We start from the raw sequence: 15,491 nt of genomic DNA, 5'->3' as shown, positions 1-15,491 counted from the left end.
CCGCCCGGAGGCACCCTCGCGCGCAAGATGAAACCAATCGTGAGCACCGCTTTGGGGCGTGCGTCGCAGCCGGCATTTTCGTTAATGCGTTCAGGGTTTGCCCTTAATTCCGATACGCAAACGTAACCCTAAAGTTCAGCCGATTAAACCCGCGCCCGTTATGGTGCAACTACTGCACAAAACGGAAGCGCAACCTAGTTGCGCCTTTGCTGAAAAATCGCCGGAAAATCGAGGTTGCAATGCTGGAAAACCCCGCCACGCCGGAATATTGCCCGTCTCATATTTAGCGTTACAATGCGCGCGTCTTGAGGCCAGAAGGCTTCGCGACAACAGTTTTTAGAGCCGCAGGAGACCTATTTGATGCGATTCAAGTTTGCTGACGCCGTGTCCATCGCGGCTGCGGTTGCAATGACGACCGCATGCGGCAAGAAGGACGAAAGCGGGGCGAATACGGCAGCATCGGCAGCGAGTTCGGCTGCCGTGCCGGTCGCGTCCGCGCCGGCGCCGGCAAGCCAGGCAACTGTCGTGAAGATCGGTCATGTGGCGCCGCTGACGGGCCTGCAAGCTCACCTCGGCAAGGACAATGAAAACGGCGCGCGTCTCGCACTGGAAGAGATCAGCGCGCAGGGTCTGACGATCGACGGGCGTTCCATCCGCCTCGAGCTCGACAGTCAGGACGATGCGGCCGATCCGCGCGTCGGCACGGAAGCCGCGCAGAAGCTCGTCGACGACCACGTGATCGCGGTGATCGGCCACCTGAACTCGGGCGTGTCGATTCCGGCGTCGAAGATTTACAGCGATGCGGGCATCGCGGAGATTTCGCCGTCGACGACGAACCCGGAGTACACGAAGCAGGGTTACAAGACGACGTTTCGCGTCGTCGCGACCGACGCGCTGCAGGGCCCCGTGCTGGCCGGCTACGCGATGAAGACGCTGCATGCGAAGAAAGTCGTCGTGGTGGACGACGCATCGGCTTACGGCCGGGGACTGGCCGATGAATTCTCGAAGTCCGTTCAGACCGGCGGCGTGAAAATCGCCGCTCGCGAGCAGACTACCGAGAAAGCGCGCAATTTCAAGGCGATCCTGACCAAGATCAAGCGCATCCAGCCGGATGTCGTGATGTACGGCGGCATGGACGTGACGGGCGGCCCGTTCGCGAAGGAAGCGGCGGCGCTCGGCATCAAGGCGAAGATTCTCGCGGGCGACGGCGTTTGCACCGCGAAGCTGGCCGAGCTCGCGGGCGACGCGGTGCAGAACATCGTCTGCTCGGAAGCGGGACTCGCGCTTTCGAAGATGGACAAGGGCGCGGACTTCGAGAAGAAGTACGAAGCACGCTTTCATGCGCCGGTGCAGATTTATGCGCCGTTCACGTATGACGCGATGTACGTGATCGTCGACGCAATGAAGCGCGCCAATTCGATCGAACCGCCCAAGGTGCTCGCTGCGATCGCCACGACGGACTACAACGGTCTGACCGGGCACATCGCATTCGACGACAAGGGCGATTTGAAGGCGGGCACCATCACGCTTTACGACTTCAAGGACAAGAAGAAGGACGTGCTCGACGTCGTAAAGCAGTAAGTAGCAGCAGGCTGGCGGCGCTCAATCGACAGCGCCGTTTTCGTATCCGTCCGGGAAACGCCCGCAGCCTCATCCGGCAGCGAGCGGACGATCGGACGATTGACCCTTACCGGTTTTTCAAAAGTACGCGCAGTGCCGTTTCAGATTTCGCTTCACACCGGTTTATCGGCCGGTGATAAAGGCGTTATCCGAACGCACGGGGCTAAGGAGCTTTAGATGGATATTTTCATCCAACAGATCATCAACGGTCTGGTGCTTGGCAGCGTCTACGCCATCATCGCGTTGGGTTATACGATGGTGTACGGCATTCTCGGCATCATCAACTTTGCGCACGGCGACGTGCTGATGGTCGGCGCGATGGTCGCGTTGTCGGCCATCGGCGTCATGCAGAATCACGCGCCCGGCATACCCGGACCGATCATGCTGACGATCGCGCTCGTCATCGCCGCGATCGTCTGCGCGCTCGTCGGCTACACGATCGAAAAAGTCGCGTACCGGCCGCTGCGCAAGGCGCCGCGCCTCGCCCCGCTGATCACCGCGATCGGTGTGTCGATCCTGCTGCAGACCATCGCGATGATGATCTGGGGCCGTAACCCGCTCGCCTTCCCGCAGCTTCTGCCGACCGATCCGATCAACGTGATCGCCGCCGACGAAACCCGTCCGGGCGCCGTCATTTCGATGACCGAAATCGTGATCATCGTCGTTGCGTTCATCGTGATGGCCGGTCTGCTGCTGCTCGTGCACAAGACCAGGCTCGGCCGCGCGATGCGCGCCATCGCCGAGAACCCGGCCAACGCCTCGCTGATGGGCGTGAACCCGAACTTCGTGATTTCCGCGACCTTCATGATCGGCTCGGCGCTGGCGGCGCTCGCGGGCGTGATGATCGCGTCGGAATACGGCAACGCCCACTTCTACATGGGCTTCATTCCCGGCCTCAAGGCGTTCACGGCGGCGGTGCTCGGCGGCATCGGCAACCTGGGCGGCGCGATGGTCGGCGGCGTGTTGCTGGGTCTCATCGAACAGTTGGGCGCCGGCTATATCGGCAACCTGACGGGCGGCGTCTTCGGCAGTAACTATCAGGACGTGTTCGCCTTCATCGTGCTGATCATCGTGCTCGTGTTCCGTCCGTCGGGTCTGCTCGGCGAACGTGTCGCGGACCGCGCTTAAAGACTGTGTGAGGAGCTCATAAAAATGACTTCGATTCAACCGATTGAGCCGTCCACGACGCTCATCCCCGAGAAGAACATGACGAAAACGCTCGTCGTGGGCATTCTCACCGCCGTGTTCGTCATTGCCGCGCCGATGGTCATCGGCGCCGCGGGCGGCAACTACTGGGTCCGCGTGCTCGACTTCGCGATGCTGTACGTGATGCTCGCGCTGGGCCTGAACGTGGTGGTCGGCTTCGCCGGCCTGCTCGACCTGGGCTATATCGCGTTCTACGCGGTCGGCGCCTATACGGCGGCTTTGCTTTCGTCGCCGCAGCTTTCGACGCAATTCGAATGGATCGCGGCGCTCGCGCCGACCGGACTCCACTTCCCGTTCTTCATCATCGTGCCGATCGCGATGGCGCTCGCGGCGACCTTCGGCGTGCTGCTCGGCGCACCGACGCTGCGTCTGCGCGGCGACTATCTCGCGATCGTGACGCTGGGCTTCGGGGAAATCGTCCGGATCTTCATGAACAACCTCGATCGTCCGATCAACATCACGAACGGCCCGAAGGGCATCACGGGCATCTCTCCGGTGCACGTCGGCGACTTCAGCCTTGCGCAGACGCACGAGTTTCTCGGCTTCAAATTTCCGTCGGTGTACTTGTATTACTACCTGTTCGTGCTGTGCGCGTTGTTCGTGATCTGGGTGTGTACGCGTCTCCAGCACTCGCGCATCGGCCGCGCGTGGGCGGCGATCCGCGAAGACGAAATCGCCGCGAAGGCGATGGGCATCAACACCCGCAACGTGAAGCTGCTCGCGTTCGCGATGGGCGCGTCGTTCGGCGGTTTGTCCGGCGCGATGTTCGGCGCGTTCCAGGGCTTCGTGTCGCCGGAATCGTTCACGTTCTGGGAATCGATCGTCGTACTGGCGTGCGTGGTGCTGGGCGGCATGGGCCATATTCCGGGCGTGATTCTCGGCGCGGTGCTGCTCGCCGTGTTCCCCGAATTCCTGCGCACGACGATGGGTCCGCTGCAACACGCCATCTTCGGTCATCAGATCGTGGATACCGAAGTCATCCGCCAGTTGCTGTACGGCCTGGCGATGGTGCTGATCATGCTGTATCGCTCGGAAGGCCTGTGGCCCGCCGCGAAACACGAAGACAAGATCGCGAAGATCGCGAAGCGCGGCAATAAAAAGCCGGTGCGCGCATAAGCGGGGGATACAGAAAATGAGCCAAAAGCAAACGCGACTTTCCGTCAAGGGCGTCAACAAGCGCTTCGGCGGCTTGCAGGCATTGTCCGATGTCGGCCTCGAAATCGAGGAAGGCACGATTTACGGGCTGATCGGCCCGAACGGCGCAGGCAAGACCACGTTCTTCAACGTGATCACCGGCCTCTACACGCCGGATTCCGGCGAGTTCCGTCTAGACGGCACGGCCTACACGCCGACCGCCGTGTATCAGGTGGCGAAGGCGGGCATCGCGCGCACGTTTCAGAACATTCGCCTGTTCGGCGGCATGACGGCGCTCGAGAACGTGATGGTCGGCCGGCACGTCCGCACGAAGCACGGTCTGCTCGGCGCGGTGTTCCAGACGCCCGCTGAACGCCGTGAGGAGCGCGAGATCAAGGAACGCGCGCTGGAGCTGCTCGAGTACGTCGGCGTGCTGCAATACGCGGATTACACGTCGCGCAATCTGTCGTATGGCCATCAGCGCCGTCTGGAGATCGCCCGCGCACTGGCGACCGATCCGAAGCTGCTCGCGCTCGACGAACCCGCCGCCGGCATGAACGCGACGGAAAAGGTGGAACTCACGCGTCTGCTCGACAAGATCCGCTCCGACGGCAAGACGATTCTTCTGATCGAACACGACGTGAAACTCGTGATGGGATTGTGCAACCGCATGACGGTGCTCGATTACGGCAAGGTGATCGCCGAGGGTCTGCCGCAGGACGTGCAGAAGGACCCGAAGGTGATCGAGGCATATCTGGGTGCGGGGGTGCACTAAATGGCGACCATGAATGCGATGTTGAAAGTCAAAGGTCTGCAGGTGAATTACGGCGGCATCCAGGCGGTGAAGGGTGTCGATCTGGAAGTTGGACAAGGCGAACTCGTCACGCTGATCGGCGCGAACGGCGCGGGCAAGACCACGACGATGAAAGCCATCACGGGTCTGAAGCCGTACTCGGGCGGCGATATCGAGTACATGGGCCAGTCGATCAAGGGCGTGCCGACGCACGAACTCCTGAAGCGCGGTCTTGCGATGGTGCCGGAAGGCCGCGGCATCTTCGCGCGCATGTCGATTCTCGAGAACATGCAGATGGGCGCGTATCTGCGCAACGACACGGACGGCATCCAGAAGGACACCGAGCGCATGTTCGGTTTCTTCCCGCGTCTGAAGGAGCGCGCGTCGCAGTATGCGGGCACGCTGTCGGGCGGTGAGCAGCAGATGTTGGCGATGGCGCGTGCTCTCTTGTCGCGTCCGAAGCTGCTCTTGCTCGACGAACCGTCGATGGGTCTCTCGCCGATCATGGTCGAGAAGATCTTCGAAGTGGTGCGTGAAATCTCGAAGGAAGGGCTGACGGTGCTGCTCGTGGAGCAGAACGCGCGGCTTGCGTTGCAGGCGGCGAATCGCGGTTATGTGATGGATTCGGGCACGGTCACGATGTCCGGCGACGCGAAGATCATGCTGGATGATCCGAAGGTCAGGGCGGCGTATCTGGGCGAATAATCGCGCTTCTCGTCGATGAAAGGCCGGCTCTTGCAGCCGGCCTTTTCATTTAAATCAAAGCCGCTTCCCCAGACTCACGACCTCATCCATCCGATAGCCGAGCTTTTCATAAAACCCGCGCAAGTCCGTCTTGACGCTCAGGATTTGCAAGTTGACCTTCGGGCAACCGAGCTTCATCAATGCGACTTCCGCATGCCGCATCAACGCGCTGCCGTAGCCGCGTCCGCGCAACATCGAAGCGACGGCAAGCGAATACACCCATCCGCGATGCCCGTCGTACCCGGCCATCACCGTGCCGATGACTTCGCCGGCGAGCACGCCGACAAAGAACAGTTCCGGCTGCGTCTTCATCTTGTTGTCGATCGACAGCGCCGGATCGCGCTGCGGCCGCGATGCATCCGCGTATTCGGGAAACACATCGCGCCACAGGGCGATCACGGCGTCGCGATCGCCTGCATCGAAGGTGCGGATGATCACAGCGAATCGAGCACGGAGCGCAGCATCGCGAGCATCTGGTCGATCTCGTCTTTCGTGACGTTCAAGGCGGGCATGAAACGCAGCAGGTTCGGACGCGCCGCATTCAACAGCACGCCATCCGGCTGCATCAGACGCGCCTTCTCGACGATCTGCGAACCCTTGTCGCTATCGAGCAGCAATGCGCGCAGCAGGCCTTCGCCGCGCTCGCCCTTGAAGCCGCGCTCGTCCGACAGCTTCAGCAGTTCCTGCTTCAGATAGTCGCCTTTCTCGCGCACGCTTTCGAGAAAACCCGGCGCGACGAGTTGCGAGATCACCGAATGACCGACTGCCGTCATCAGCGGATTGCCGTTGTAGGTGCCGCCCTGGTCGCCTGCCTCGAAGCACGCGACATCCGCCGTCGACAACAGCGCCGCCAACGGCACGCCGCCGCCAATGCCCTTGCCGAGTGTCATGATGTCCGGCTCGATCCCCGACAGCTCGTATGCGAACAAGGTGCCCGCGCGGCCGCAGCCGCTTTGCACTTCATCGACGATCAGAAGCAGGTTGTGCTTCTTCGTCAGCGCGCGCAGTTGCTGCATGAATTCGCGCGTGGCGGGAATCACGCCGCCTTCGCCCTGAATCGGCTCCAGCATCACACCGACGGTCTTCTCGTTGATGAGCTTCTCGACCGACGCAATGTCGTTCAGATCGGCCTTCGGGAAGCCCGGCACTTGCGGCGCATAGATGGTGTCCCAGCCGGTCTTGCCGCTTGCGGACATCGTCGCGAGCGTGCGGCCGTGGAAGCTGTGATCCATCGTGATGATTTCGTACGCGCCGTTCCTGAACTTCTTGCCCCACTTGCGCGCGAGCTTGATCGCGCCTTCGTTCGCTTCGGCGCCGCTGTTCGCGAAGAACACTTTGTCGAAACAGCTGTTCGCGGTGAGAAGGCCGGCGAGCTGCGCCATCGGACCGTTGTAGAACGCCGGCGACGGATTGATCAGCGTGCGCGCCTGCTTCTCCAGCGCTTCGATCATGCCTTCGTTGCAGTGGCCGAGCGAATTGACGGCCCAGCCCTGGATGAAGTCGAGATAGCGCTTGCCCGTGTTGTCGTAGAGCCAGGAACCCTTGCCGTGCGTGAACACGATCTCGGGACGGTTCGTGATGTACATCAGCGAATCAACGGGGTACTCATTGAAATTCATGACTGCGGGCTCCACGAGGCGAGTGCGGGAAGGAGGAAAGGGGCGGTGAAAAAAACAAAAGCCACGGATTTCCGTGGCTTCATTTCATGCGCGTCGATAAACCGAATCTTTGAGCGCAAGTGCGTGACGAGCCAGCGGCATCCCTAGGGAAGCGGCGAGCGGCGGCGTCGAAGTGCGTTCAGGATTCGGATCATCCGCGAAGGATACGTTATGACGTTCCTGCATGTAAACCGGGCACGCGGACTTTTTTCCGCGCGCACGGTGCATGCCGCGTCAGACCGGATGCGCGAGATCGGCCGCGCTCGTGAACGAATCGGCGTAGAACTCGTCTTCCGGCAGCCGATGATGTTGCGTGAAGTCGCGTTGCGCGGATTCGACCATCACGGGCGCGCCGCATGCGTACACCTGGTAGCCGCTCAAGTCTGGCAGATCCTCGATGACAGCCCGATGAACGAAGCCCGTGCGGCCCGTCCAGTTGTCGCTCGCATCGGGCTCGGACAGCACAGGCACGAACCTGAAGTTCGGGATGTCCTTCGCCCATTGAGCGGCGAGATCCATCATGTACAGGTCTTTCGCGCGGCGGCCGCCCCAATACAGCGTCATCGGGCGGTTCAGATTCTTGAAAACCGCATGCTCGATGATTGCCTTGATCGGCGCAAAGCCCGTGCCGGACGCGAGCAACACGATGGGCTTCTCCGATTCATCGCGCAGGAAGAACGTGCCGAGCGGGCCTTCGAAGCGCAGGATATCGCGCTCTTTCATCGCGCCGAATACGTGATCCGTGAACGTGCCGCCCGGCATGTGGCGGATATGCAGTTCGAGCGGGCCCTCGTGATGCGGCGGGCTCGCCATCGAATAGCTGCGGCGCTTGCCGTCCTTCAAAATGAACTCGATGTACTGCCCGGCGTAATACTGCAGGCGCTCGTTGGCGGGCAACTGCAGCTTCAGCTCAATGACGTCGTCGGCCTTGCGTTCGAGCGCGTTCACGCGGCACGGCAGTTTCTTGACCTGCACGTCGCCGACGCCCGCGACTTCGCGCACGTCGATTTCGAGGTCGGTCTGCGCGGTTGCGCAGCAGAAGAGGGCCAGGCCGCGCGTTTTTTCATCGTTCGAGAGCGCGGACGACGAATGCGGCGCCTGCTCGACTTCGCCGCTGACGACGGCGCCCTTGCAGGAGCCGCACGCGCCGTTCTTGCAGCCATACGGCAGGCCGATGCCCTGGCGCAGCGCGGCGGTCAGCACCGGTTCGTCGGGTTCCACTTGAAACTGCCGGCCGCTTTGCCGGAGCGTTACGTTAAAAGCCATAGATCGATGTCGTGCAATGGGGTGAATGTGTCTCTCGATGCGTCCGAGCGCGCTCGCCGAAGCGGCGGATACAATGACCGGCATGATCGCCACTCGAATCCTGCGCCGCGCGCGCGTGCTGATCGTCGGATGCGGCGATGTCGGCATGCGCGCGCTGCCGCTTCTCCAGGCGCGCGCCGCGGCGCCTCGCGTGATCGCGCTCACGCATCATCCGGAGCGCGCGAGCGCGTTGCGTGCGGCGGGCGCAACGCCCATTCCCGGCGATCTCGATGTTCGCGCCAGCTTGCGGCGTCTTGCCGGTGTTGCGCCGAGCGTGCTGCATCTCGCGCCACCGCCGCGCGACGGCGCAGCCGATAGCCGCACGCGTGCGCTGATCGCCACGTTGCGCGCCCGGCATCACTCGGCGGCCCGTCCGGCGCAAACGCCGGTCATGGCGCAGCGGCTGGCTCGCGGCTATATGCGTGCCGCGAATCTGCGCGCCCGCCACGCGCTGCGCGATGCCGTGCGTGCACCTGGCGCGCCTTTGAAACGGCACGGTCAACGCCCGAGTTCGTTTGCGAAAACGTCTTTCATTGTACCCGACGGCCCTTTCTCGGCCAGCATTCGCGCGGCCAGCTTTCGCCCCGGCCTGCGCTTCGTCTATGCGAGTACGACGGGCGTCTACGGCGATTGCGGCGGCGCGTGGATCGACGAGACGCGTCCCGCGCGGCCGGAGAACGAGCGCGCGCGGCGGCGTGTATCGGCGGAAAATCAGTTGCGCGCGGCGGGCGTCGCGAGCGGCTGGCGGGTGTCGATCGCGCGCATTCCGGGAATCTACGCGGCCAATCGGCTGCCGCTCGCGCGCATCGAGCGGGCGCTGCCGGCGCTCGTCGAATCCGACGATGTCTACACGAATCATATTCACGCCGACGATCTCGCCGCGATCCTCGTGCGGGCGCTCTGGCGCGGGCGTCCGCAGCGCACGATCAACGCATCGGACGACACCGACCTGCGCATGGCGGATTATTTCGATCGCGTGGCCGATGCGTACGGCTTGCCGCGCGTGCCGCGCATCACGCGGAAAGAGGCGCAAACGCGACTCGAGCCGATCACGCTCTCGTTCATGCGCGAATCGCGACGGCTTTCCAACGCGCGCCTGAAGCGCGAACTGGGCTACGTGCTGCGCCATCCGACGGTCGACGATTTCCTGCGCAGCGGCGCGCGGCGCTAGATCAGCGCCGGTATCGTTTCGAGCAGGACGAAGCACATCAGCGCGCCGATCAATGCGCCGATGAGGTTAGGCGAATACTTGTGGCGCACGTGCATGACGGCAGCCAGCACGCCGATGAGGACAGCGCTCAGCGCGACGAACGCAATCAGCGCAACGGTCGAGTGGGAGACCATGATGCCCTCCTGCTTTTTTGATAGTCATTTTTGGTATCCGTTAGACCAGTATATGAGGACGGCCGGCGGAACGCATGCTGCGCCGCAGCGCCCGGAATTAGGGGCTTTCACGGATTTGCATGTTCAATGACCGCCGCTACGGACGGCGGCGCGCGCGCGGCGCGTTACCGCGTCCTGTCGGACTCGCCGCGCAGAGCGGCGAGATCGGTTTCATCGAGCCACCGCCATGCCCCTTCGGCTAGTGTGTCGGGCAACGCGTAACCGCCGACCTGCTCGCGATGCAGCTTTTCGACACGATTGCCGGCGGCCGCGACCATGCGCTTCACTTGATGGTATTTGCCTTCGAGCACGGTGAGTTCGAGCAGACGTTCGTCGCGCTGCACGACGGCGAGTGCGGCGCTCGGCCTCGTTTCGCCGTGCAGCAGCACACCTTCGCGCAGTTTCGCGAGCTGTCCGTCGTCGAGCGGATGACGCACGGTCGCGAGATAAACCTTCGGCACCTTGCGCTTGGGCGATGTGAACGCGTGAACGAACGCGCCGTCGTCGGAGAGCAGCAGCAGGCCGGTCGTGTCCTGATCGAGCCGGCCTACGGCCTGCACGCCGCGCTCGGCCAATTGCGGCGGCAGCAGATGGAACACGCTCAGGTGATGCTGCGGATCGCGCGAGCATTCGTAGCCCGCCGGCTTGTTGAGCGCGATATACGCCTTCTCGCGATACGTCCAGAGATGATCGTCGACTTCGAATTCGAGGCCGGGCGCGACGGCGAAATCGGCGTGCGGATCGTCGCGCGCTTCGCCGTCGATGCGCACACGGCCTTCGGCGACGATCCCGCGGCACTGGCGGCGCGACCCGAAGCCTTGGGAGAAGAGGAGGGTTTCGAGGTCCATCGGATGAGCGGAGTTGAAGCGCGCATTCTAGCAAGCCGCGCTTTTGGCAGGCGCTCGCCAGCCCTTCGCTCGCCGGGGACAAAAAAGCGCCATCCATACAGCGGACGGCGCGCAGGCTGGCGATGCGCAGCCGGACAAGGAGGCGTCCAGGCCGGCGTCATCGCCCAGGGAAAAGCGACGCGTGCTTCACTACATGTCGATGCGGCCGTACACGCCGTCGGCCTCGTCGTTTGGTCCCGCGGCGAAGAAGAGCGTGTTGGAGGGCTGCGCGCTCAGGTTGTTGCCGAACGCGATGCCCCACAAGCCGCGCTGCACGAGCGGCGTGCCGTCCGTGTTCATCAACTGGCCGACGGACGCGCCGGTGTTCGGGTCGAACGCGTTGATCGTGCCGTCGCCGAAATTGCCGACGAGAATGAAGTTGCTGAAGGTGCCGAAGTTGGCCGGCGCCTGCGCGACGCCCCACGGCGCGTTCAACGGCCCGTTCGGCGCAAGGCGCAGCATGAGATTGCCGTCGAGATCGAACACGTCGACGAAACCCTGGCCCGCGCCGGGCACGTTGTCCTTGGCGTCGCTGTCCTGCTTCGCGTAGGTCACGTAGATCTTCGAGCCGATCGCCTGAATGCCGAAGGGCGCGAAGCCCGCGGGAATCTGCGCATCCGTGAAGCCGCCGGGCACGGCGATCTTCGTGAACGTCCCGTCGAACACATCGATCTTGTTGTTGTGGAAGTCGGCCGCATACAGGCGATGGCCGCCCGATGCGGTCGCCGCGATCGCGAGTCCCTTGTAGATCGCGCCCGAGGCGCTCGAATCGACGACGGTGAACGCATGCGTCCTGTCGACCGCCGGCGCCCACGCGGTGATCGAGCCGCCTTCGCCCGCGAAGAGGAATGCCGCCACGCCGGATTTGCCGTTGCGCGCGAGCGTGAGGTCCGGCCCATTGTTGAAGACGATGCCGGTCGGATTCGCGGGGCCCGCCGCGGACGGCGGAATCGACACGACGAGCGATTGCACGACGCCGTTGCCGTCATAGAGCGTGGCCGTCTGCGTGCCGTTGTTGGCGACCCAGACGAAGCCGGCCGGGTTGAACGCGATGCCCCAGCCGTTCTTCAGGTTCGGGTCCGTGTGCGGCGCGGGGATGGCGCCGTCCGATACGACGATCGACATCTTGAAGCGCGTCGGCGCGGGCATGTTGCCGTCCGAACCGCCGCCGCACGAGGCGAGGCCCGTCAAGCTCACGACCACGGCCGCGCAAGCGACGAGACGGCTCCACAATCCGGTTTGCATGATGGTGACTCCTCGGGTGCGGCGCGCCCTCAGTTTGTTCATCACCTTTAAACGGATAGGCCGCAGGGCTTATTCCGTTCGCAACCGGCAAGTTGTTTCGATGTGCTTCAGTGTGCGTCGCCGCGGCCTTTGGAGACGATCGGCACGCCCCAGCCGAAGAACGTGACGTTCGACGCGTCGTTGTTGCCGGACGCCGGACCGTGTCGCGTGCCGGCGCTCCAGCGGCCGTCGAAGGTCATCGCCGGGAGAGTCGGCTGCGGTATCGCGCTGGCCTGACGGAAGTACTCGCTGTTGGTCTCGTTTTGCACGGCGAGCGCGCGGCGCAGCGTCGACTGCGCCTGCGCGTTGCGCGGGTCGAGCGCCACCGCGCGGCGCGCATGACGCAATGCGCAGGCGGCGTCCTTGTTGGCGGCGCATGAGCGCGCGCTTGCCATCGCGCTGTCGCGCGCGCGTTCCTGACGCGACAAATCGGCCGCAAGCTGCTGGATTTCCGGACTGCGCGGCAGGCTCGCATAGAGGCCGCGCATGTGACGGCGCGCGGACGTGAGATCGCGGCCGGCGAGCGCTTGCTGGACTGCCGCGATACTGTGCGCGACGGCTGCGGGAAGGGGCTCGGCTATGGGCGCGGGCGCGGCGGGCTTTTCGAGCGAGGCGGTCGTCGGCTTGCCTTTGGCGCTTGTCTGCTGCGATGCGACGGCGGGTGCTGGCGTCATCGGCTTTGCAAGCGGTTCCGGCTTTTGTACCGATGCGACGGCAGGCGCCTGTGTCGCCGGTTGCCCTATGAGGGGAGAGGCCGTGACCAGCGTGGTGCTTTCGCGCGGTGTCGGATTTTGTGCGGATGCTTGTGTCACTGGTTTTGCCGTCGCCGGCGTTGCGCTTTCCTGCGGCGTTTGTGCCGTCATCGGCTTCGCTGCGACGGGAGGCGTCGTACTCTCGCGCGCTTCGGGCCTCTGTGCCGATGCCGCGATCGGCGCTGCCTGTTTGATCGATGGCGCGGCGGCAACGACGGAAGCGCCCGTCGTCGTGGCCGGCGCGGGCTTCGTCGCGACGATCGCTGCGGATGGCGCGATGTCGTGCGCAGGCACGTTCGCCGGGGCGGGCACAGCCGGCGCGGCGAACACCGTCGCCGCGACCTGAGCCTCGGCGCGCGACGGAGGCGGCGCGGCTTGAATCGTCGAGCGCGCTGCGATCGCAACTTCGCGCGCAGCGGACGCCTGTAGTTCGGGTGCGGGGCTCGCTTTAGGCACGTCGGTTGACGCGGGCGCGCCGGTATGTGCAGTCGTCGAGTCTGCTCTGGATCGGATCAATGCGGCATGCGGTGCTTGCTCAGCGCCGGACGCGCCGTCGTGGACCGAGCCCGCCGCACTGATGCCGGGCTCCGCGGTCGCCGGAGCGAGATTGCCGTCGAGTGTCGAATAGAAATAACCACCGGCCGCGATGCTCGCGACGACACTGCCCAGCAGCACCGCAATGCCTGTGCGCGCGGGCTTGCGCTGCTGCGCGTCCGGCAGATCGCCCGGCTCCACGAAGTTCGGATAAGTCGTCAGCATCTTGCGGCGCACGAGGCGCTGCAGCCAGCCACTGTCGCTCAGATCGAGGATGTCGAGCGGCGCGGGCATGGGCGCGGCCGCGGTTGCATCGGCGTTGCTCGTGAAAATCGCGCCCTGACGGTCGGCCCCGCACGACGGGCAGTGAGATTCCTCGATCGGAGAAACCGTGCTGCAGCGGCGGCAGATCACGGCGTCGAGCGACAGCGAGTATTCAGGTCGATTCATGTCGCCCCCTTCTTGGAGTTATGGCCCGATGTGTTGCGTGAGCGGCTCACGACATCGAAAGTCCCGAGCAACCCGGAATGCGGGCGCAGCGCGAACGAGCATCCCCGTGATGCTCCGCGCGCCGGGATTCCGAATGCCAATGGTGGCCGATTTTTGCCGGCGTGCCGAAGTGCGTCTACGCGATGGCGCACATTCGCGTGACGAAGGGAATTTGGCCATTCGGACGACTTCCGGCACGTGTCGTCATCGGCGACATTCAGTGGCGTCAGGAATCAAAGGATGATGGCGATGCAATCGAATGGCTTCGAGACGACCGCGCGGCAATTGATCGTCGGACTGCCGCTCTTCATGGGCGCGATCGAATATATCTTGCGCGTGGCGCGGAAACAGCCCGGACGGGACGACTTCTTTCCGATTTCGCTGGTGGCGTCCAGCGTCAGCCTCAATATCGCGCTGACCGTGCTGCCCGGCAAATTTTCATGGGCGTCGGGAAAACGAATCAGACGAGCGACGTTTATCGCGAATATGGGAATTTTCGCCTCTCTGATTGGCTTGCTTCTGTGGATATACTTGCTCGTCGCGTCGTTTAGTCAGGATGTCAGAGAGATTTTGCCTTTGCATCCGCTGCGTGACGCTTTGGTGTACTACGTTTTTTCAATCGGGTTGAATGAAAGCAAGGCGAGGACGGAAATATGCTGAATTTCGTGCTGGGATTCTTTAGAGAGTATTGGCCTGTCGTGCTGGCGTGCGCGATTGCCAAGTTCGTTATACCACCCGCCGTGGACTGGTTTTGGACGCGCGTTGAAGAGGCGTCGCCCGACGAAGCCGAACAGCGTCCGGGTGCCGAGTGAATGCGCGGCGCGCTGAGTTCTTAGTTAAGCGAGGCCTTGAACGACGCTACGAAGACACCCGCCAAACACAAAAAAGCCGCTCACGAGGAGCGGCTTCTTCGAAAAAACCTGGTGCCAGGGCCGGAATGAAACACTACCAGATAACGCCCGTCCAGTAAGGATTGTGCCTCGATCGTTTGAAAATGTGCCCCCAAATGTGCCCCCAGACGTGGGGCGCTGCCCCCCTGATGGCTCCCATCACGGAGTCCTGATTTCCCCGACTCCTGCGCGGCGAGAACCGAACTACAATTCTTCGCAATCGTTGCCGCGTAACGACAACGAGCAGCAACCCGCGCCTAGATCGGCCAATCGAAAACCGGGCACCCTTACCCGGCTGGCGCGGTTCCCCATAGGGCTGTGCGTGAGGGACGCATGACGATACCGACCCAACAGGCCTTTCAGGGCTATCTCGACCGGTTCGAGCAGTGCCATGTACGGCACCTTCAGGACTCGTTTTACGATGTTGATTTCTTATCGAACGATGAGACTCCGGCGCGGACATTGATTCAATCCGCTAGGCAGCAGCTTTCTGAAAAGATAACGGCACTGATACAAGACAACGAAATACTCGAGTGGCTTGGTAGTCAACCTGCATACGAGCGCGCGCGGCGAAAGTTGCAGCCATTTCTGCACGCGAAGCCGAACCCGAGAAACAAGGTTTGCTGCATCGGCGACGAACAGGATGTCGATCAGGTATATCGGCAACTGAGAAAATTAAGCGAACCGAAGGGCTTTGCCTTCAGATACAGCGTAGGACGCATTCTTGAAGCAAATTGAACCGCCCCGGAAATGTAGGAGACTTCGGATCTTGGCTGTAACGGGAGATTTGAAGCATGGAAAGCGAAGGCAAG

Annotated in this window: 16 protein-coding genes; 9 read left to right on the top strand and 7 right to left on the bottom strand. The window is 63.0% G+C overall.

Translation table 11 applies throughout. The features are described from left to right. The first annotated feature begins 360 nt into the window (after positions 1 to 360). From AWB75_RS08315 to AWB75_RS08295, 5 genes are all read left to right on the top strand, one after another. On the top strand, positions 361 to 1,581 hold the full coding sequence (locus AWB75_RS08315) for a branched-chain amino acid ABC transporter substrate-binding protein (RefSeq protein WP_061123811.1): 1,221 nt from the start codon (positions 361 to 363) through the stop codon (positions 1,579 to 1,581). A gap of 216 nt (positions 1,582 to 1,797) precedes the next feature. After that, on the top strand, positions 1,798 to 2,748 hold the full coding sequence (locus tag AWB75_RS08310) for a branched-chain amino acid ABC transporter permease (protein WP_061123620.1): 951 nt from the start codon (positions 1,798 to 1,800) through the stop codon (positions 2,746 to 2,748). A 24-nt stretch (positions 2,749 to 2,772) separates the two neighbouring features. Next, positions 2,773 to 3,942, top strand: a complete 1,170-nt coding sequence (locus AWB75_RS08305) for an ABC transporter permease subunit (RefSeq protein WP_061123619.1) — start codon at positions 2,773 to 2,775, stop codon at positions 3,940 to 3,942. A gap of 16 nt (positions 3,943 to 3,958) precedes the next feature. Continuing rightward, positions 3,959 to 4,735, top strand: coding sequence for an ABC transporter ATP-binding protein (locus AWB75_RS08300; RefSeq protein ID WP_014190633.1), 777 nt, complete (start codon positions 3,959 to 3,961; stop codon positions 4,733 to 4,735). Continuing rightward, positions 4,736 to 5,458 (top strand): ABC transporter ATP-binding protein, encoded by a 723-nt coding sequence (locus AWB75_RS08295; RefSeq protein WP_014190634.1) that lies wholly within the window; start codon positions 4,736 to 4,738, stop codon positions 5,456 to 5,458. Positions 5,459 to 5,512: 54 nt separating this feature from the next. On the opposite strand, the gene AWB75_RS08290 is transcribed toward AWB75_RS08295, so the two are convergent. From AWB75_RS08290 to AWB75_RS08280, 3 genes are all read right to left on the bottom strand, one after another. Then, positions 5,513 to 5,935 (bottom strand): GNAT family acetyltransferase, encoded by a 423-nt coding sequence (locus AWB75_RS08290; RefSeq protein ID WP_061123618.1) that lies wholly within the window; start codon positions 5,933 to 5,935, stop codon positions 5,513 to 5,515. Then, entirely contained in the window at positions 5,932 to 7,116 is a 1,185-nt protein-coding gene (locus tag AWB75_RS08285; protein WP_061123617.1) for an acetylornithine transaminase, read from the bottom strand. Before AWB75_RS08285 ends, AWB75_RS08290 begins: the two co-directional genes overlap by 4 nt. Before the next feature lie 273 nt (positions 7,117 to 7,389). Then, on the bottom strand, positions 7,390 to 8,421 hold the full coding sequence (locus tag AWB75_RS08280; protein WP_061123616.1) for a CDP-6-deoxy-delta-3,4-glucoseen reductase: 1,032 nt from the start codon (positions 8,419 to 8,421) through the stop codon (positions 7,390 to 7,392). Positions 8,422 to 8,503: 82 nt separating this feature from the next. On the opposite strand from AWB75_RS08280, the gene AWB75_RS08275 reads away from it, so the two are divergent. Next, positions 8,504 to 9,631 (top strand): NAD-dependent epimerase/dehydratase family protein, encoded by a 1,128-nt coding sequence (locus AWB75_RS08275; protein WP_061123810.1) that lies wholly within the window; start codon positions 8,504 to 8,506, stop codon positions 9,629 to 9,631. Here AWB75_RS08275 and AWB75_RS38055 read toward each other — a convergent pair. The 4 genes from AWB75_RS38055 to AWB75_RS08260 all read right to left on the bottom strand — a co-directional run bounded on the left by AWB75_RS38055 (position 9,628) and on the right by AWB75_RS08260 (position 13,750). Further along, positions 9,628 to 9,804, bottom strand: coding sequence for a hypothetical protein (locus tag AWB75_RS38055; protein ID WP_200822948.1), 177 nt, complete (start codon positions 9,802 to 9,804; stop codon positions 9,628 to 9,630). The two genes, AWB75_RS08275 and AWB75_RS38055, sit on opposite strands and share 4 nt — an antisense overlap. A 164-nt stretch (positions 9,805 to 9,968) precedes the next feature. Further along, positions 9,969 to 10,691: a pseudouridine synthase gene (locus AWB75_RS08270; protein ID WP_061123615.1), complete on the bottom strand. Its 723-nt coding sequence runs from the start codon at positions 10,689 to 10,691 to the stop codon at positions 9,969 to 9,971. 189 nt (positions 10,692 to 10,880) lie between these two features. Next, entirely contained in the window at positions 10,881 to 11,975 is a 1,095-nt protein-coding gene (locus AWB75_RS08265; RefSeq protein WP_061123614.1) for a TIGR03118 family protein, read from the bottom strand. A gap of 107 nt (positions 11,976 to 12,082) precedes the next feature. Further along, complete coding sequence (locus AWB75_RS08260; RefSeq protein ID WP_061123613.1) at positions 12,083 to 13,750, bottom strand: hypothetical protein; 1,668 nt, start codon at positions 13,748 to 13,750, stop codon at positions 12,083 to 12,085. A gap of 279 nt (positions 13,751 to 14,029) precedes the next feature. Here AWB75_RS08260 and AWB75_RS08255 point away from each other — a divergent pair, with 279 nt between their 5' ends. The 3 genes from AWB75_RS08255 (at position 14,030) to AWB75_RS08250 (ending at position 15,417) form a co-directional block, all read left to right on the top strand. After that, positions 14,030 to 14,449 (top strand): hypothetical protein, encoded by a 420-nt coding sequence (locus tag AWB75_RS08255; protein WP_061123612.1) that lies wholly within the window; start codon positions 14,030 to 14,032, stop codon positions 14,447 to 14,449. Continuing rightward, positions 14,443 to 14,601, top strand: a complete 159-nt coding sequence (locus AWB75_RS37645) for a hypothetical protein (protein WP_159462773.1) — start codon at positions 14,443 to 14,445, stop codon at positions 14,599 to 14,601. Before AWB75_RS08255 ends, AWB75_RS37645 begins: the two co-directional genes overlap by 7 nt. A 411-nt stretch (positions 14,602 to 15,012) precedes the next feature. Then, positions 15,013 to 15,417, top strand: coding sequence for a hypothetical protein (locus tag AWB75_RS08250; protein WP_061123611.1), 405 nt, complete (start codon positions 15,013 to 15,015; stop codon positions 15,415 to 15,417). Positions 15,418 to 15,491 lie beyond the last annotated feature (74 nt).

The sequence above is a fragment of the Caballeronia catudaia genome (assembly GCF_001544755.2).
GTDB classification, from domain to species: Bacteria; Pseudomonadota; Gammaproteobacteria; order Burkholderiales; family Burkholderiaceae; genus Caballeronia; species Caballeronia catudaia.
Note: the sequence above shows the minus strand (reverse complement) of the source record. Positions and strands in the feature narration are given on the sequence as shown.